This is a genomic window from Mycolicibacterium iranicum (assembly GCF_002101705.1).
GTDB classification, from domain to species: Bacteria; Actinomycetota; Actinomycetes; order Mycobacteriales; family Mycobacteriaceae; genus Mycobacterium; species Mycobacterium iranicum.
This window is the reverse complement of sequence record NZ_LQPC01000020.1, coordinates 87,712-101,119: the sequence shown is the minus strand read 5'-3', so window position 1 is coordinate 101,119 and position 13,408 is coordinate 87,712. Positions and strand designations below refer to the sequence as shown.

The window sequence follows — 13,408 nt, the reverse complement described above, 5'->3', positions numbered from 1 at the left end:
CGAGTGGATACCCACGTACCGTGGGCACTATGCGGTACTTCTACAGCGCCGACGCGATCCGTGATGCGGAAGCACCGCTGCTCGCGTCGCTCCCCGAGGGGAAGCTGATGCGGCGCGCGGCGTTCGGACTCGCCACCGCGATTGCCCGGGAGTTGGGTTCTGTCTCTGGTAAGACCGTCTGTGCGGTGGTCGGCTCCGGCGACAACGGCGGTGACGCGCTGTGGGCGGCGACGTTCCTGCGGCGGCGCGGCGCTCGCGCCGTGGCGATCCTGCTCAAGCCCGACAAGGCCCACCGAGCCGGGCTGCACGCATTTCTGCGCGCCGGTGGTCGAATCGTCGAAAATATACCGAGCGCAACGGATCTGGTGATCGACGGCGTCGTCGGTATCTCGGGATCCGGACCGCTGCGGCCCGATGCGGCAGCGGTGTTCGAGTCTGCGGACAGCCTCGGCGTCCCCGTCGTCGCCGTCGATCTGCCCAGCGGGGTCGACGTCGGCACCGGCGCCACCGAAGGACCACACGTCCGGCCCGCCGTGACCGTCACCTTCGGCGGGCTCAAGCCCGTTCATGCCCTGGGCAACTGCGGCCGCGTGGAGCTCGTCGACATCGGTCTCGATCTCGCGCCCAGCGATGTCCGTGCCATGGACGCCGTCGACGTCGCGCAGCGCTGGCCGGTCCCAGGGCCAAAGGACGACAAGTACACCCAGGGTGTCGCCGGTGTCATGGCCGGCTCGGCGACCTACCCCGGCGCGGCCATCCTGTGCACCGGTGCCGCCGTCGCCGCCACCTCCGGCATGGTGCGCTACGCGGGAACTGCTGCGGCTGAGGTGGTTTCACACTGGCCCGAGGTCATCGCCACCTCCAGCCACGCGACCGCTGGCCGGGTGCAGGCATGGGTCATCGGCCCCGGACTGGGCACCGACGAAAGCGCTGCGGCGGCCCTGGTGTTCGCGCTCGAGACCGACCTCCCGGTCATCGTCGACGCCGACGCCCTGACGATCCTGTCCGCGCACCCCGAACTCGTGGCCGGACGTCAGGCCCCCACCGTGCTGACGCCCCACGCGGGCGAGTTCACGCGCCTGGCCGGCACCGCGCCGGGCGACGACCGCATCGCAGATACCCGCAGGCTCGCCGACCAGCTCGGGGTCACGGTGCTGCTGAAGGGCAACGTCACCGTCGTCGCGGAGCCCGGTGCAGGTCCGGTCCATCTCAACGTGGCAGGCAATTCGTGGGCAGCCACGGCAGGCTCGGGTGACGTGCTCTCGGGCGTCATCGGCGCACTGCTCGCCGCGGGACTCCCACCGGGTGAGGCGGCTGCGGCGGCTGCCTACGTCCATGCACGCGCCGCCGATCTGTCCGCGGCAGACCCGGGCCCGGCGCCCGCACCGACATCTGCGTCGCGCATCCTCGCGCATCTACGGACGGCGCTGGCTTCGATCCTCTAGAAATGAGGGCATGCCCAACATTTCGCACCACTCGTCGTTGACCCCCGCCTACTGCGGACGGCTGTCGACGTCGCCCGTCCCGGCCCTGCGGCTGCCCGACGAGTCGATGGAACCCGAACAGACGTACCGGTTCATCCACGACGAGCTGATGCTCGACGGCAGCTCCCGGCTGAACCTGGCGACGTTCGTCACGACGTGGATGGATCCCGAGGCGGGCCAGCTGATGTCGGAGACGTTCGACAAGAACATGATCGACAAGGACGAGTACCCGGTGACCGCCGCGATCGAGCAGCGGTGCGTGTGCATGGTGGCCGACCTGTTCCACGCCGAGGATCTCCGCGACGACGACCCGTCCACTGCGATCGGCGTGTCGACCGTGGGGTCCAGCGAGGCCGTGATGCTGGCGGGCCTGGCGATGAAGTGGCGCTGGCGCGATCGGGTCGGTGAGGGTTGGAAGGGCCGCACGCCCAATCTGGTGATGGGTTCCAACGTGCAGGTGGTGTGGGAGAAGTTCTGCCGTTACTTCGACGTCGAGGCGCGCTATCTGCCGATGGAGGAGGGGCGCTACGTCATCACCCCGGAGCAGGTGCTCGACGCCGTCGACGAGGACACCATCGGTGTGGTGGCGATCCTGGGCACCACCTTCACCGGCGAGCTCGAGCCTGTCGGTGAGATCTGCGCTGCGCTCGACACGCTCGCGAAAAGCAAGGGGCCCGACGTTCCCGTGCACGTCGACGCCGCCAGCGGTGGCTTCGTGGTGCCGTTTCTGCACCCGATGCTGGTATGGGATTTCCGGCTGCCACGAGTGGTGTCGATCAACGTCAGCGGCCACAAATACGGCCTGACCTACCCCGGCATCGGGTTCGTGGTGTGGCGCAACAAGGACCATCTGCCCGAGGACCTGGTGTTCCGGGTGAACTACCTGGGCGGGGACATGCCGACCTTCACGCTCAACTTCTCGCGTCCCGGCAACCAGGTGGTAGGGCAGTACTACAACTTCCTGCGGCTGGGCCGCGACGGCTACACGCAGGTCATGAAATGCCTCTCCGAAACCGCGACCTGGCTCGCGCGCGAGCTGGCCGGGATGACGGGGGCGAACAGCAAGCCGGTGTTCGACGTCATCACCGACGGCTCTGCGATCCCTGTGGTCGCGTTCAAGCTCGTCGAGGGGACCAGTTACACCGTGTTCGACGTGTCGGCGATGCTGCGCAGCTACGGGTGGCAGGTGCCCGCGTACACGATGCCCGACAACGCGAGCGACGTGGCGGTGCTGCGCATCGTGGTGCGTGAGGGCTTCTCGGCGAACCTGGCCCGTGCCCTGCGGGACGATCTGGTCGAGGTGCTGGGCAAGCTCGATAAAGCGGGCATCGGCGGCTTCGCCGACGAGGAGCATTTCGCCCACTGAACCCCCGCCTGGGAGAATCGAGGGCGATGAACACGCCCAGCGCTGTGATCGACCTCGACGCCATCGCCCACAACGTGGGTGTCCTGCGCGAACGTGCCGGTTCGGCGGCGGTCATGGTCGTCGTCAAGGCCGACGGCTACGGGCACGGCGCCACCCAGGTGGCGGGCGCTGCGGTGGCCGCAGGTGCCGCCGAACTCGGTGTGGCGACCATCGACGAGGCGCTCGCGCTGCGGCGCGACGGTGTCACAGAGCCCATCCTGGCCTGGCTGCATGCACCGGGCACCGACTTCGCGCCCGCACTACGGTGCGGCGTCGAGGTGGCGGTGTCCTCGCCGCGCCAGGTGGCCGACCTGCTCGACGCGGCGACACGGACCGGGCAGACGGCGGTCGTCACGGTCAAGGCCGACACCGGACTCAGTCGCAACGGTGTCAGCCCGCAGGACTACCCCGCGGTTCTGTCCGCGCTGCAGAAGGCCGGCGACGCGGTCCGCATTCGCGGCCTGATGTCGCACCTCGCGCACGGCGACGATCCGCATCACCCTTTCAACGACGAGCAGGCCCGCAGGCTCAAGGACCTCGTGGAGCAGGCAGGTGCGGTCGGTGTCAGCTTTGACGTTGTGCACCTGAGTAATTCGCCGGCGGCCCTGACCCGGCCCGACCTGGCCTTCGACATGGTGCGCCCGGGCATCGCCGTGTACGGCCAGAGCCCCATCCCGTCGCTGGGTGACTTCGGGCTGCGCGGCGCAATGACGGTGAAATGCCCTGTCGCGCATGTCCGTTCGGTGCAAGCCGGCGACGGGGTGTCCTACGGTCACACGTGGACCGCGCCACGCGACACCACGCTGGCGCTGGTGCCCGCCGGATACGCCGACGGTGTTTTCCGAGCGCTGAGCAATCGGTTCGAGGTCTCGATCAACGGCCGCCGCTACCCCAACGTGGGACGGGTGTGTATGGATCAGTTCGTGGTGGATCTCGGGCCGGGCCCGGTGGACGTCGTCGAGGGCGACGACGCGATCCTGTTCGGGCCCGGTGGCGACGGTGAGCCGACGGCGCAGGAGTGGGCGGAATTGTTGGACACCATCAACTACGAGGTGGTGACCAGTCCGCGCCGGCGGATCGGGCGGACATATGTCGGCGGATCTGTAGGGGGTGCCCTGTGAGCCGCACGGGCGCGGGCTGGCTCGCCGGAGCGGCGGGCGTGGCTGCCGTCGGTTCGGCGGCGGGCGTCACGGTCGCACGGTCGCTGCGGCGGCGACTGACCGACGACGATCCCTACCGTGATGAGGATTTCGAGCTGCTCGACGCCGACCGCGGTTGCGTGGTGACCACCCCTGACGGCGTCCCGCTGGTGGCCCGCGAGGTGGGTCCGGCGAGTGCGCCGCTGACCGTCGTGTTCGCGCATGGCTTCTGTCTGCGGATGGGCTCGTTCCACTTTCAGCGCGCCCGGCTGACCGAGCAGTGGGGCGATCAGGTGCGCATGGTGTTCTACGACCAGCGCGGCCACGGGCAGTCGGGCGACGCGCCGCCCGAAACCTACACGGTCGAACAGCTCGGGCAGGACCTCGAAAGCGTCCTTGCTGTCATGGCGCCCCGCGGACCCGTTGTGCTGGTGGGGCATTCGATGGGCGGTATGACGGTGCTGTCCCACGCGCGGCAGTTCCCGCAGCGCTACCCGACCCGAATCGTCGGCGCGGCGCTCATTTCATCAGCGGCAGAGGGTGTTTCACGGTCACCGCTGGGTGAGATCCTGAAGAATCCCGCGCTGGAGGCGGTGCGGTTCGCCGCCAGGTACGCGCCGAAGACGGTGCATCGGGGCCGAGGCGCGGCCCGCTCGATCATCGGCCCGATTCTGCGGGCGGCGTCCTACGGCGACGAGAAGATCAGCCCCAGCGTCGTCGCGTTCTCCGAGCGGATGATGCACGACACGTCGATCACCACGCTGGTGGAGTTCCTGCACGCCCTCGAGGTACACGACGAGACCGCGGGACTCGAGACGTTGAACAAGATCCCGACCCTGGTGGCGTGCGGTGACAGCGACCTGTTGACACCGATGGAGTACTCGCAGGAGATGGCGGATGCGCTGGCCAAGTCTGAACTCGTGATCGTCGACGGCGCAGGCCATCTCGTCCAGTTGGAACAGCCCGAGGTGATCGACGATGCGCTGGTGCGGCTTGTCGAGCGGGCGACACCGTCGAAGCTGGTCGCGCTGACCCGGCGTGTCAAGGACCGGGTGCGATCCCATGGCTGACTACCCAGAAACCCGGGGTGCCTCGGGTACTGCGGAGCTGTTGACCGCCGAGGACACGATCGCATTCGGTGCCTCGCTCGGCCGAGAACTCCGCGCCGGTGACGTCGTGGTGCTCTCGGGTCCGCTGGGTGCCGGGAAGACGGTGCTCGCGAAGGGGATTGCGCAGGCGATGAATGTCGAGGGTCCGGTGATCTCGCCGACGTTCGTGCTGGCCCGGGTGCACCGACCGCGAGTGGAGGGTGCTCCCGCGATGGTGCACGTGGATCTGTACCGGTTGCTGGACCAGGCTTCGGTAGACCTTCTGGCGGAACTGGATTCGCTCGACCTCGATACCGATCTCGACGATGCCGTCGTCGTGGTGGAGTGGGGCGAGGGTATCGCCGAACGGCTCTCCGAGAGCCACCTCGACATCCGGCTGGAGCGATCCGCGGACAGCGACGCGCGAACCGCCATGTGGACGTGGAGCCGACCATGAGCAGACTGGTGCTGGCAGTCGACACCGCGACGCCCGCGGTGACCGCAGGTGTGGTCCGGCTCGACGGTGACACCGTCGAGGTACTGGCCGAACAGGTGACGGTTGATCCCCGTGCGCACGCAGAACAGTTGACGCCCAACATCGTCGGTGCGCTCGCCGACGCCGAGGTGTCGACCGCTCAGCTCGATGCGGTGGTCGTGGGGTGCGGTCCGGGGCCGTTCACCGGGCTGAGGGTCGGGATGGCGACGGCGGCTGCGTTCGGGCATGCGCTGGGCCGCCCGGTGCACGGTGTGTGCAGCCTGGACGCGATCGCGGTGGGGACCTCCGGTGATGTGCTCGTGGTCACCGACGCGCGGCGCCGCGAGGTGTACTGGGCGCGCTACCGAGACGGTGTCCGGTTCGACGGCCCCGCCGTGAACGCCGCCGTCGATGTGCCCACGGGCGCCCAGGCCATCGCCGGGTCTCCCGACCACGTGTCGCTGTTCGAACTTCCGCGGCTGGCGCCGGTGTATCCGACGGCGGTGGGACTGGTTGCCGCGGTGGCTGATTGGGATGCCGAGCCTGCGCCGCTGATACCGCTGTACCTACGCAGACCCGACGCGAAGCCACAGGTGCCGGCCCCGGGTGTTGGACGTGCACCGTGACCGTGGAGTACGGCCCGCTGAAACCGACCGACGCGACACGGTGCGCCGAGCTGGAGGCGCAGCTGTTCGACGGGGATGACCCGTGGCCGGAGCGCGCGTTCCTGGCCGAGCTCGCGGCCAAGCACAATCTCTACGTGGGCGCGCGCGTCGATGACAAGCTCGTCGGTTATGCGGGGATCGCGCGGCTGGGCCGGTTCAAGCCGTTCGAGTACGAGATCCACACGATCGGCGTCGACCCGGCGTTTCAGGGCCAGGGGATCGGGCGGCAGATGCTGCATCGGTTGTTCGAGTACGCCGATGGGGCAACGATTTTCCTCGAGGTTCGTACCGACAACGACGCGGCGATCGCACTGTACGAGAGCGAAGGATTTGTGAAGATCGGCGTGCGCAAGCGGTATTACCGCGTCAGCGGAGCAGACGCCTACACCATGAAGCGCGAGAAGCGAGAGCTGCCATGATCATTTTGGCCATCGAGAGTTCGTGTGACGAAACAGGTGTCGGTATCGCCGAACTCGGCGACGACGGATCGGTGACGCTGCTGGCCGACGAGGTCGCCTCCAGCGTCGACGAGCACGCCCGGTTCGGCGGCGTCGTCCCCGAGATCGCGTCCCGCGCGCATCTGGAGGCGCTGGGACCGACGATGCGAAGGGCGCTGGCCGCGGCGAGGGTGGACAAGCCGGACGTGGTGGCGGCCACCATCGGGCCGGGTTTGGCGGGCGCGCTGCTGGTCGGAGTGGCTGCGGCGAAGGCATATTCGGCCGCATGGCAGGTGCCGTTCTATGCGGTCAACCACCTCGGTGGGCACCTGGCCGCTGATGTGTTCGACCATGGGCCCTTGCCGGAGAGCATCGGCCTGTTGGTGTCGGGCGGGCATACGAACCTGCTGCACGTGCGCTCGCTGGGCGAGCCCATCGTCGAGTTGGGTTCGACGGTCGACGACGCCGCGGGGGAGGCGTACGACAAGATCGCTCGTCTGCTCGGGCTGGGGTATCCCGGCGGCCGGGTGCTCGACGAGCTTGCGCGCGAGGGTGATCCGTCGGCGATCACGTTTCCGCGCGGGATGACGGGGCCACGCGATGACCCGTACGCGTTCAGCTTCTCGGGGCTGAAGACGGCCGTGGCGCGGTATGTCGAGAGCCATCCGGAGGCGTCGCAGGCCGATGTGGCGGCCGGCTTCCAGGAGGCGGTCGCCGACGTGCTGACCGCGAAGGCGGTGCGGGCGGCGAAGGACCTCGGCGTGTCCACGCTGCTGATTGCCGGGGGAGTGGCGGCGAACTCGCGGCTGCGGGAATTGGCGGCGCAGAGGTGTGAAGAGACGGGCATGACATTGCGGATTCCAAGGCCGCGGTTGTGCACGGACAACGGCGCGATGATCGCGTCCTTCGCGGCACACCTGATCGCCGCCGGTGCCGATCCGTCGCCGCTGGATGCCGCCAGCGATCCCGGGTTACCGGTGGTACAGGGGCAGGTCGCCTAAAACGGCGGTGGGTCGTTGCCATACTCGGCGGCGACATCGCGCACCGTCTCGGAAGCTCGTTCCTCGGCGCTGCGGCGTCGTTCGGCAGCGATGCGTCGTCGTTCGGCGGCGATGTACGCGGCGCGGTTCTCTGCCCGGGTGCGTCGGCGTCGGGGCATCTTCATGTCCCGATGTTCCGAGAGCGCAATCTCGGGCGGATCCCCGTTCCACAGCGTGGCGGTGGGCAGGCACAGCGTCGGGAACAGCAGGCGGCTGCCGGGGTGGGTGGTGTATGTGTGACCGGTGGGCGCGGTCCACACGACGGTGCCGTCGGGATGCTGACGGTCCCGCCATCCGTTGGGACCACCCCAGAAAGTTTTCAGAAGATGATGAAAACGGCACAGGCACTTAAGGTTTGAGGCGTGTGTCGGGCCGACGGGATCGGGCACGGTGTGGTCGATGTCGGCCTCGGTTGCGGGTTTGTCACAACCGGGGAAGCGGCAGGTGAGGTCGCGGCAGCGGACGAAGTCGGCCAGGGCGCGCGATGGGAACCGGCCCGCTTCGGGCCCTGCCTGCCCGGGGTGGATGACCCCGCGCACTTTCGCGTCGTTGAGCATCGCCGCGAACAGCGGCGCAGGCATGAACCCTGAGCCGAAAATGTAGCCGGGGCGGCTGTGGCGCACGGTGGCCCGGGTGCGGGGCGATGCGGGCTCTGACTGCGCCGGTGTGTGGTCAGCCGGCGTGGTCTGATCGGTGACGGCGAAGACGGTGATGTCGCGGAGCGGCCTGGGGTTCGCGGCCGCCTCGCAATCGGGGATGCCGCACTGGCACGCCAAGGTGCTAATGCCTGACATCAGAGCGGTGAATGCATCATTGCGCCGGTCGTCGAGGCTGCGCGGATCGGCCTCGCACACGCTGTAGGCCATCGCCAGCAGGGTGCGTTCGCCGGCGGCGGCGTCGCAAGAGAACATCCGGGCCTGCACGCTGGTGAAACCAGGGGCGTCGCCGGGCATGCCGAACTCGATGCCGCGTGTGGTCTCGCAATCCCGGGGTTTGCGGAGTGCATCGGGGTCGTGGCGCACGACGATGGTGTCGATGGCGGCGTTCGTCTTTCTCACCGACAACGCTCCCCAGCCGAGGATCTCGGCTTCCAGGTCGGCGTCGACGGCGGCGATCAGGTCCGCGTCGACGATCATCGAGGTCCGGCTGACGATGGCCCGTACCAGGAGATCGCTGATCAGACCCTGCAAGAACAGCCGGCCGACTTTGGGGAGGCGGTCGCGCAGCACCACGGCGCGGTAGGTCTGGTGGAGTGCCAACCCCTGCGTGATGTTGTAGGCGGCGGCGATCTCCGCGGTGACGGCGGCTTCCGGGTCGATCCACCAGTCCAGACGATCCTCGGCAGGTAGCCCGGTGCGGCGCACTAACAGTTCGGCCATGCCGGCCAGCTTGCGGGCACAGGCGGCGTTCTCCGCGCGGGTGCTTGCCCTGGCGGCGTCGACGAGCTGCGCCGCAGTAAGCCCAGCCAGCTGGTCGGGCTCAGGGATCAAACTGTCGAACATGTGTTCGATTATGCCATCGGACCACGACAAGTCTGCGCGCTGAATTGTTCGCTCAGGGATGAAGTGTTCGCCCCTGATCTTGAGTGCTAGCACTCTCGTGTATAGAGTGCTAGGCGGCAGGTCGGTTCACCCCTGTGTCGGCACCCGCGACGACGGCGCGAGGGTAGGCACCGGCCACCGAGTAAGCAGACACCCGAGAATCAATAGAGTGAAGGGGCTCCATCGTGGCGAGCGTGAACATCAAGCCACTCGAGGACAAGATCCTCGTTCAGGCCAACGAGGCCGAGACCACGACCGCTTCCGGTCTGGTCATCCCCGACACCGCCAAGGAGAAGCCGCAGGAAGGCACCGTCGTCGCAGTTGGCCCCGGCCGCTGGGATGAGGATGGCGAGAAGCGGATTCCTCTGGACGTGTCGGAGGGCGACGTGGTCATCTACAGCAAGTACGGCGGCACCGAGATCAAGTACAACGGCGAGGAGTACCTGATCCTGTCGGCTCGCGACGTGCTGGCTGTCGTCTCCAAGTAAACGAATCGTGTTCCGCCCCGGACTTGCCGCATCGACGGTGATGTCCGGGGCGGTGCGCGTTCCACCCCGTCCCTAGGGAAAGACACTCATGAGTAAGCAGATTGAATTCAACGAAACTGCGCGTCGCGCCATGGAGGTCGGCGTCGACAAGCTCGCCGACGCGGTCAAGGTGACGCTGGGGCCGCGCGGACGCCACGTGGTGCTTGCCAAGGCTTGGGGCGGACCGACCGTCACCAACGACGGCGTGACCATCGCCCGCGACATCGATCTCGAGGATCCGTTCGAGAACCTCGGCGCCCAGCTGGTCAAGTCGGTGGCCACCAAGACCAACGACGTCGCAGGCGACGGCACCACCACCGCGACGGTGCTGGCCCAGGCCTTTGTCAAGGCCGGCCTGCGCAACGTCGCTGCGGGCGCGAACCCCATCGCGCTCGGCTCCGGCATCTCCAAGGCCGCCGAGGTCGTCTCGGAGGCACTGCTGGCCGCCGCCACCCCCGTCAAGGACGCGAAGTCCATCGGTCAGGTCGCCACCGTGTCGTCGCGTGACGAGCTGGTCGGCGAGCTGGTCGGCGAGGCGATGACCAAGGTCGGCACCGACGGTGTCGTCACGGTCGAGGAGTCTTCGACGCTGAACACCGAGCTCGAGGTCACCGAGGGCGTCGGCTTCGACAAGGGCTTCATGTCGGCGTACTTCGTCACCGACTTCGACTCGCAGGAAGCCGTTCTCGAAGACGCGCTGGTGCTGTTGCACCGCGAGAAGATCAGCTCGCTGCCCGACCTGCTGCCGCTGCTGGAGAAGGTCGCGGAAGCCGGCAAGCCGCTGCTGATCGTGGCCGAAGATGTTGAAGGCGAAGCGCTTTCGACGCTGGTGGTCAACGCGATCCGCAAGACGCTCAAGGCTGTCGCAGTCAAGGCGCCGTTCTTCGGTGACCGCCGCAAGGCGTTCCTCGACGACCTCGCGATCGTCACCGGTGGTCAGGTTGTCAACCCCGACGTGGGCCTGGTCCTGCGCGAGGTCGGCCTCGAGGTGCTCGGCACCGCGCGCCGCGTTGTCGTCGACAAGGACAGCACCGTGATCGTCGACGGTGGCGGCACCCAGGACGCCATCGAAGGCCGTAAGGCTCAGTTGCGTTCCGAGATCGAGGCTTCCGACTCCGATTGGGATCGCGAGAAGCTCGAAGAGCGGCTGGCGAAGCTGGCCGGCGGCGTCGCCGTCATCAAGGTCGGCGCGGCCACTGAGACGGACCTGAAGAAGCGCAAGGAAGCCGTCGAGGATGCGGTGGCTGCAGCCAAGGCTGCGGTCGAAGAGGGCATCGTCGTCGGCGGTGGCGCAGCACTCGTGCAGGCGCGCAGCGCTCTCGACAAGCTCCGCTCGGAGCTCAAGGGTGACGAGCTGCTCGGCGTGGAGGTTTTCGCGTCCGGCCTGTCCTCGCCGCTGTTCTGGATCGCCACCAACGCCGGTCTCGACGGCGCCGTCGTCGTGAACAAGGTCGCGGAACTGCCTGCGGGACAGGGTTTCAACGCCGCGACACTGGAGTACGGCGATCTGATCGCCGACGGCGTCATCGACCCGGTGAAGGTCACCCGCTCCGCGGTGGTCAACGCGGCATCGGTGGCGCGCATGGTGCTCACCACCGAGACCGCGGTTGTCGACAAGCCGGCTGAGCCGGAGGACGACGGCCACGGCCACGGACATGGCCACGGTCACCACCACCACTGACACCGCTAGCCCCCGCTAGTCGGCGCACGACGAAACACCCCCGGTCCGGTTGGGCCGGGGGTGCTTTCGTTGGAACTGGTGCCGCCGTGAGGCCACGCCCGCTCGGTTGAGGTGTACTGACGACATGGACAACGACCCCGCTCACATCCCGGGCAATCTGGTGCTCCAGGAAAGCGAATGTCGGATCACGAGCTGGAACGACCATCGTGGTCGCCTCTCGTTTCGCACGGTCTTCTCGTCCGACTCGACCGATACGGAGCACCTCGTGACGGGAGTGGCGGAACTTGCCGAGGGTGGGTATCTCGCCCTCCATCGCCACGCGCAGGCGGAAACCTACTTCGTGTTGTCGGGCAGCGGTGTTGTCACCCTCGACGGTATCGAGCATGCGGTGCACGCAGGCTCCAACGTCTTCATTCCCGGTTTCTGTGAGCACGGCATCGCGAACACGGGTCCGCAGCCATTGCGATTCTTCTATGTCCTTGCCGCCGATGCCTTCACGGACATCGAGTACGTCTTTTCCTGACTTTGCCCCTCCGTCGCGCCTTGAGTAGGCGTGCTTGAATCACAACATGGGGGAGCCAGTTATCTACGGTTCAGGCGAGCCGGAGCCGCAACTTGCCGCGATCGGTGACATCACCATCTCTCAGCACTGGGTCATGACGCCGACCGGACCGCACCCTATCCGCGGCTCGGTGTGGACCGTGACCGACATGTCGCAGTGGAACGAAAGCATCTCAACGGCGGGCGTTGTCCTGTGCATCATATTCGTCTGGTTCTGCCTGCTGGGCCTGCTTTTCTTACTCATGAAGGACCGCAAACTCACCGGCTACATTCAGGTCACCGTGCAGGGCAGCGGGTTCTACCACCAGACCCTGGTGCCGGTGCGGGGCCCACAAACCCTCATGCACGTTCACCAGTCGGTGAACTATGCCCGTTCGCTGTCCGCTCTGGCGTAAAGCCGATCGGCCTCAGTGCGCCGAGCCGGATTCGTGTCAGGCCACCGGCTGAATCGAGACAAGACCAAACACATTGGGTTGCGGCTCGTCTGACGTGAAGCGGACCACCAGGCTCTCCGGAGGGAACTGGGTGGCCAGGCCATTCAGCGTCCGGGACAGGAAGACTTTGGCCTTCGCATTGCCGTACCAATTGGGATCGGAGGGATCGGTCGAAAGGCCGGCGGTCTGGTCGATGGAGGTGTCCCAGTTCTTAATGGCCTCGGGCGGCGTGGTTCCGAAGCCTTCCGATTTCAGGTACGCGTCCGCCTGTCCGGCGAGGGAGATGGCCGCGCCGCCTCCTATCGGAGTCCCGGTGATCGTTCCGTTGACAACGTCGGCGGTCACCGATACCAGGCGCGTCGTGCACACGCCGTCGACAACGACGGCAGGCACGCAGACGTCGGGCAGCGGCGCGGCGTGGGCCGGCGCTGTGCTCAGGACGCCGGGCACGAGGCTCAGGACGGCCGGCGCAGCCAGGGTCGCGATAAGCGGGCGATATGACCTCACAAAAGGTAATCGGCACTCATCTCCCAAGAGTTACGCTGCCTCATGCGTCGCGTGATCACCGGCATCGTGGCTTCGGGAGCCGCGATCGCGTGCGCCTCACCGGCCGCTGCCCAGCCGCTCAACCCCATTCCCGGCAATGGCTTCTTCGTCGTGGGTCGCGACATCGAGCCGGGCCTCTACCGGACCGGGGGGTCGGGCTCGGTGTTCGGCGTCTGGATCAACGACGTTCCCACCCAGGATTCGATGTGCCTGTGGTTCACCTACAGCACGCCGGATGCGAGCAAGAACAACGTCGTCGCCACCAACATGTCGATCGGGCCGATGTACACGACCATCAACGAGACGGTGAAGGCGTTCGAATCGCGCAACTGTCAGCCGTGGATCCGGGTCACCTGACCCGGTTTGGTGCGACCGCGCACCCCGG

The 13,408-nt window shown here is 67.3% G+C and carries 15 protein-coding genes; 13 read left to right on the top strand and 2 right to left on the bottom strand.

Going from position 1 to position 13,408, the window contains the following annotated elements; translation table 11 throughout:
* Positions 1–29 precede the first annotated feature (29 nt).
* The 8 genes from AWC12_RS05510 to tsaD are packed head-to-tail and all read left to right on the top strand — an operon-like array spanning position 30 to position 7,694.
* Entirely contained in the window at positions 30–1,445 is a 1,416-nt protein-coding gene (locus AWC12_RS05510; RefSeq protein WP_085173112.1) for an NAD(P)H-hydrate dehydratase, read from the top strand.
* 10 nt (positions 1,446–1,455) lie between these two features.
* Positions 1,456–2,850 (top strand): glutamate decarboxylase, encoded by a 1,395-nt coding sequence (gad, locus tag AWC12_RS05505; protein ID WP_024446287.1) that lies wholly within the window; start codon positions 1,456–1,458, stop codon positions 2,848–2,850.
* A 26-nt stretch (positions 2,851–2,876) separates the two neighbouring features.
* A complete protein-coding gene (gene alr / locus AWC12_RS05500; RefSeq protein WP_085172850.1) occupies positions 2,877–4,010 on the top strand; it encodes an alanine racemase in 1,134 nt (377 codons plus the stop codon).
* Positions 4,007–5,098: an alpha/beta fold hydrolase gene (locus AWC12_RS05495; RefSeq protein ID WP_085172848.1), complete on the top strand. Its 1,092-nt coding sequence runs from the start codon at positions 4,007–4,009 to the stop codon at positions 5,096–5,098. Before alr ends, AWC12_RS05495 begins: the two co-directional genes overlap by 4 nt.
* Positions 5,091–5,573, top strand: a complete 483-nt coding sequence (gene tsaE / locus AWC12_RS05490) for a tRNA (adenosine(37)-N6)-threonylcarbamoyltransferase complex ATPase subunit type 1 TsaE (protein ID WP_085172846.1) — start codon at positions 5,091–5,093, stop codon at positions 5,571–5,573. The genes AWC12_RS05495 and tsaE overlap by 8 nt, the downstream gene beginning before the upstream one ends.
* Complete coding sequence (tsaB, locus tag AWC12_RS05485; protein ID WP_085173110.1) at positions 5,570–6,217, top strand: tRNA (adenosine(37)-N6)-threonylcarbamoyltransferase complex dimerization subunit type 1 TsaB; 648 nt, start codon at positions 5,570–5,572, stop codon at positions 6,215–6,217. Before tsaE ends, tsaB begins: the two co-directional genes overlap by 4 nt.
* Positions 6,214–6,675 (top strand): ribosomal protein S18-alanine N-acetyltransferase, encoded by a 462-nt coding sequence (gene rimI / locus AWC12_RS05480; protein ID WP_085172844.1) that lies wholly within the window; start codon positions 6,214–6,216, stop codon positions 6,673–6,675. Before tsaB ends, rimI begins: the two co-directional genes overlap by 4 nt.
* Entirely contained in the window at positions 6,672–7,694 is a 1,023-nt protein-coding gene (gene tsaD, locus AWC12_RS05475) for a tRNA (adenosine(37)-N6)-threonylcarbamoyltransferase complex transferase subunit TsaD (protein WP_085172842.1), read from the top strand. Before rimI ends, tsaD begins: the two co-directional genes overlap by 4 nt.
* On the opposite strand, the gene AWC12_RS05470 is transcribed toward tsaD, so the two are convergent.
* Complete coding sequence (locus tag AWC12_RS05470; protein ID WP_085172840.1) at positions 7,691–9,235, bottom strand: HNH endonuclease signature motif containing protein; 1,545 nt, start codon at positions 9,233–9,235, stop codon at positions 7,691–7,693. The genes tsaD and AWC12_RS05470 overlap by 4 nt on opposite strands.
* A 224-nt stretch (positions 9,236–9,459) precedes the next feature.
* Here AWC12_RS05470 and groES point away from each other — a divergent pair, with 224 nt between their 5' ends.
* From groES to AWC12_RS05450, 4 genes are all read left to right on the top strand, one after another.
* On the top strand, positions 9,460–9,762 hold the full coding sequence (gene groES / locus AWC12_RS05465; protein WP_003929249.1) for a co-chaperone GroES: 303 nt from the start codon (positions 9,460–9,462) through the stop codon (positions 9,760–9,762).
* Between the two features lie 88 nt (positions 9,763–9,850).
* The gene (gene groL / locus AWC12_RS05460) at positions 9,851–11,482 is read left to right on the top strand and encodes a chaperonin GroEL (protein ID WP_024446295.1); all 1,632 of its coding nucleotides are present in this window, start codon (positions 9,851–9,853) and stop codon (positions 11,480–11,482) included.
* A gap of 124 nt (positions 11,483–11,606) precedes the next feature.
* Positions 11,607–12,005, top strand: a complete 399-nt coding sequence (locus tag AWC12_RS05455; RefSeq protein WP_085172838.1) for a cupin domain-containing protein — start codon at positions 11,607–11,609, stop codon at positions 12,003–12,005.
* Between the two features lie 34 nt (positions 12,006–12,039).
* On the top strand, positions 12,040–12,438 hold the full coding sequence (locus tag AWC12_RS05450; protein ID WP_234813835.1) for a hypothetical protein: 399 nt from the start codon (positions 12,040–12,042) through the stop codon (positions 12,436–12,438).
* A gap of 36 nt (positions 12,439–12,474) precedes the next feature.
* Here AWC12_RS05450 and AWC12_RS05445 read toward each other — a convergent pair whose 3' ends face one another.
* Positions 12,475–12,927 carry a hypothetical protein gene (locus tag AWC12_RS05445; protein WP_234813834.1) on the bottom strand — a complete coding sequence of 151 codons (453 nt, stop codon included), beginning with the start codon at positions 12,925–12,927 and terminating at the stop codon, positions 12,475–12,477.
* 99 nt (positions 12,928–13,026) lie between these two features.
* On the opposite strand from AWC12_RS05445, the gene AWC12_RS05440 reads away from it, so the two are divergent.
* Positions 13,027–13,380 (top strand): Rv1352/Rv1906c domain-containing protein, encoded by a 354-nt coding sequence (locus AWC12_RS05440; protein ID WP_085172832.1) that lies wholly within the window; start codon positions 13,027–13,029, stop codon positions 13,378–13,380.
* Positions 13,381–13,408 lie beyond the last annotated feature (28 nt).

Excerpts from the sequence above, each read along its gene's own strand:
- AWC12_RS05510 (WP_085173112.1), top strand. The coding sequence starts at position 30 with ATGCGGTACTTCTACAGCGCCGACGCGATCCGTGATGCGGAAGCACCG.
- gad (WP_024446287.1), top strand. The coding sequence starts at position 1,456 with ATGCCCAACATTTCGCACCACTCGTCGTTGACCCCCGCCTACTGCGGA.
- alr (WP_085172850.1), top strand. The coding sequence starts at position 2,877 with ATGAACACGCCCAGCGCTGTGATCGACCTCGACGCCATCGCCCACAAC.
- tsaE (WP_085172846.1), top strand. The coding sequence starts at position 5,091 with ATGGCTGACTACCCAGAAACCCGGGGTGCCTCGGGTACTGCGGAGCTG.
- tsaB (WP_085173110.1), top strand. The coding sequence starts at position 5,570 with ATGAGCAGACTGGTGCTGGCAGTCGACACCGCGACGCCCGCGGTGACC.
- tsaD (WP_085172842.1), top strand. The coding sequence starts at position 6,672 with ATGATCATTTTGGCCATCGAGAGTTCGTGTGACGAAACAGGTGTCGGT.
- AWC12_RS05470 (WP_085172840.1), bottom strand. The coding sequence starts at position 9,235 with ATGTTCGACAGTTTGATCCCTGAGCCCGACCAGCTGGCTGGGCTTACT.
- groL (WP_024446295.1), top strand. The coding sequence starts at position 9,851 with ATGAGTAAGCAGATTGAATTCAACGAAACTGCGCGTCGCGCCATGGAG.
- AWC12_RS05455 (WP_085172838.1), top strand. The coding sequence starts at position 11,607 with ATGGACAACGACCCCGCTCACATCCCGGGCAATCTGGTGCTCCAGGAA.
- AWC12_RS05440 (WP_085172832.1), top strand. The coding sequence starts at position 13,027 with ATGCGTCGCGTGATCACCGGCATCGTGGCTTCGGGAGCCGCGATCGCG.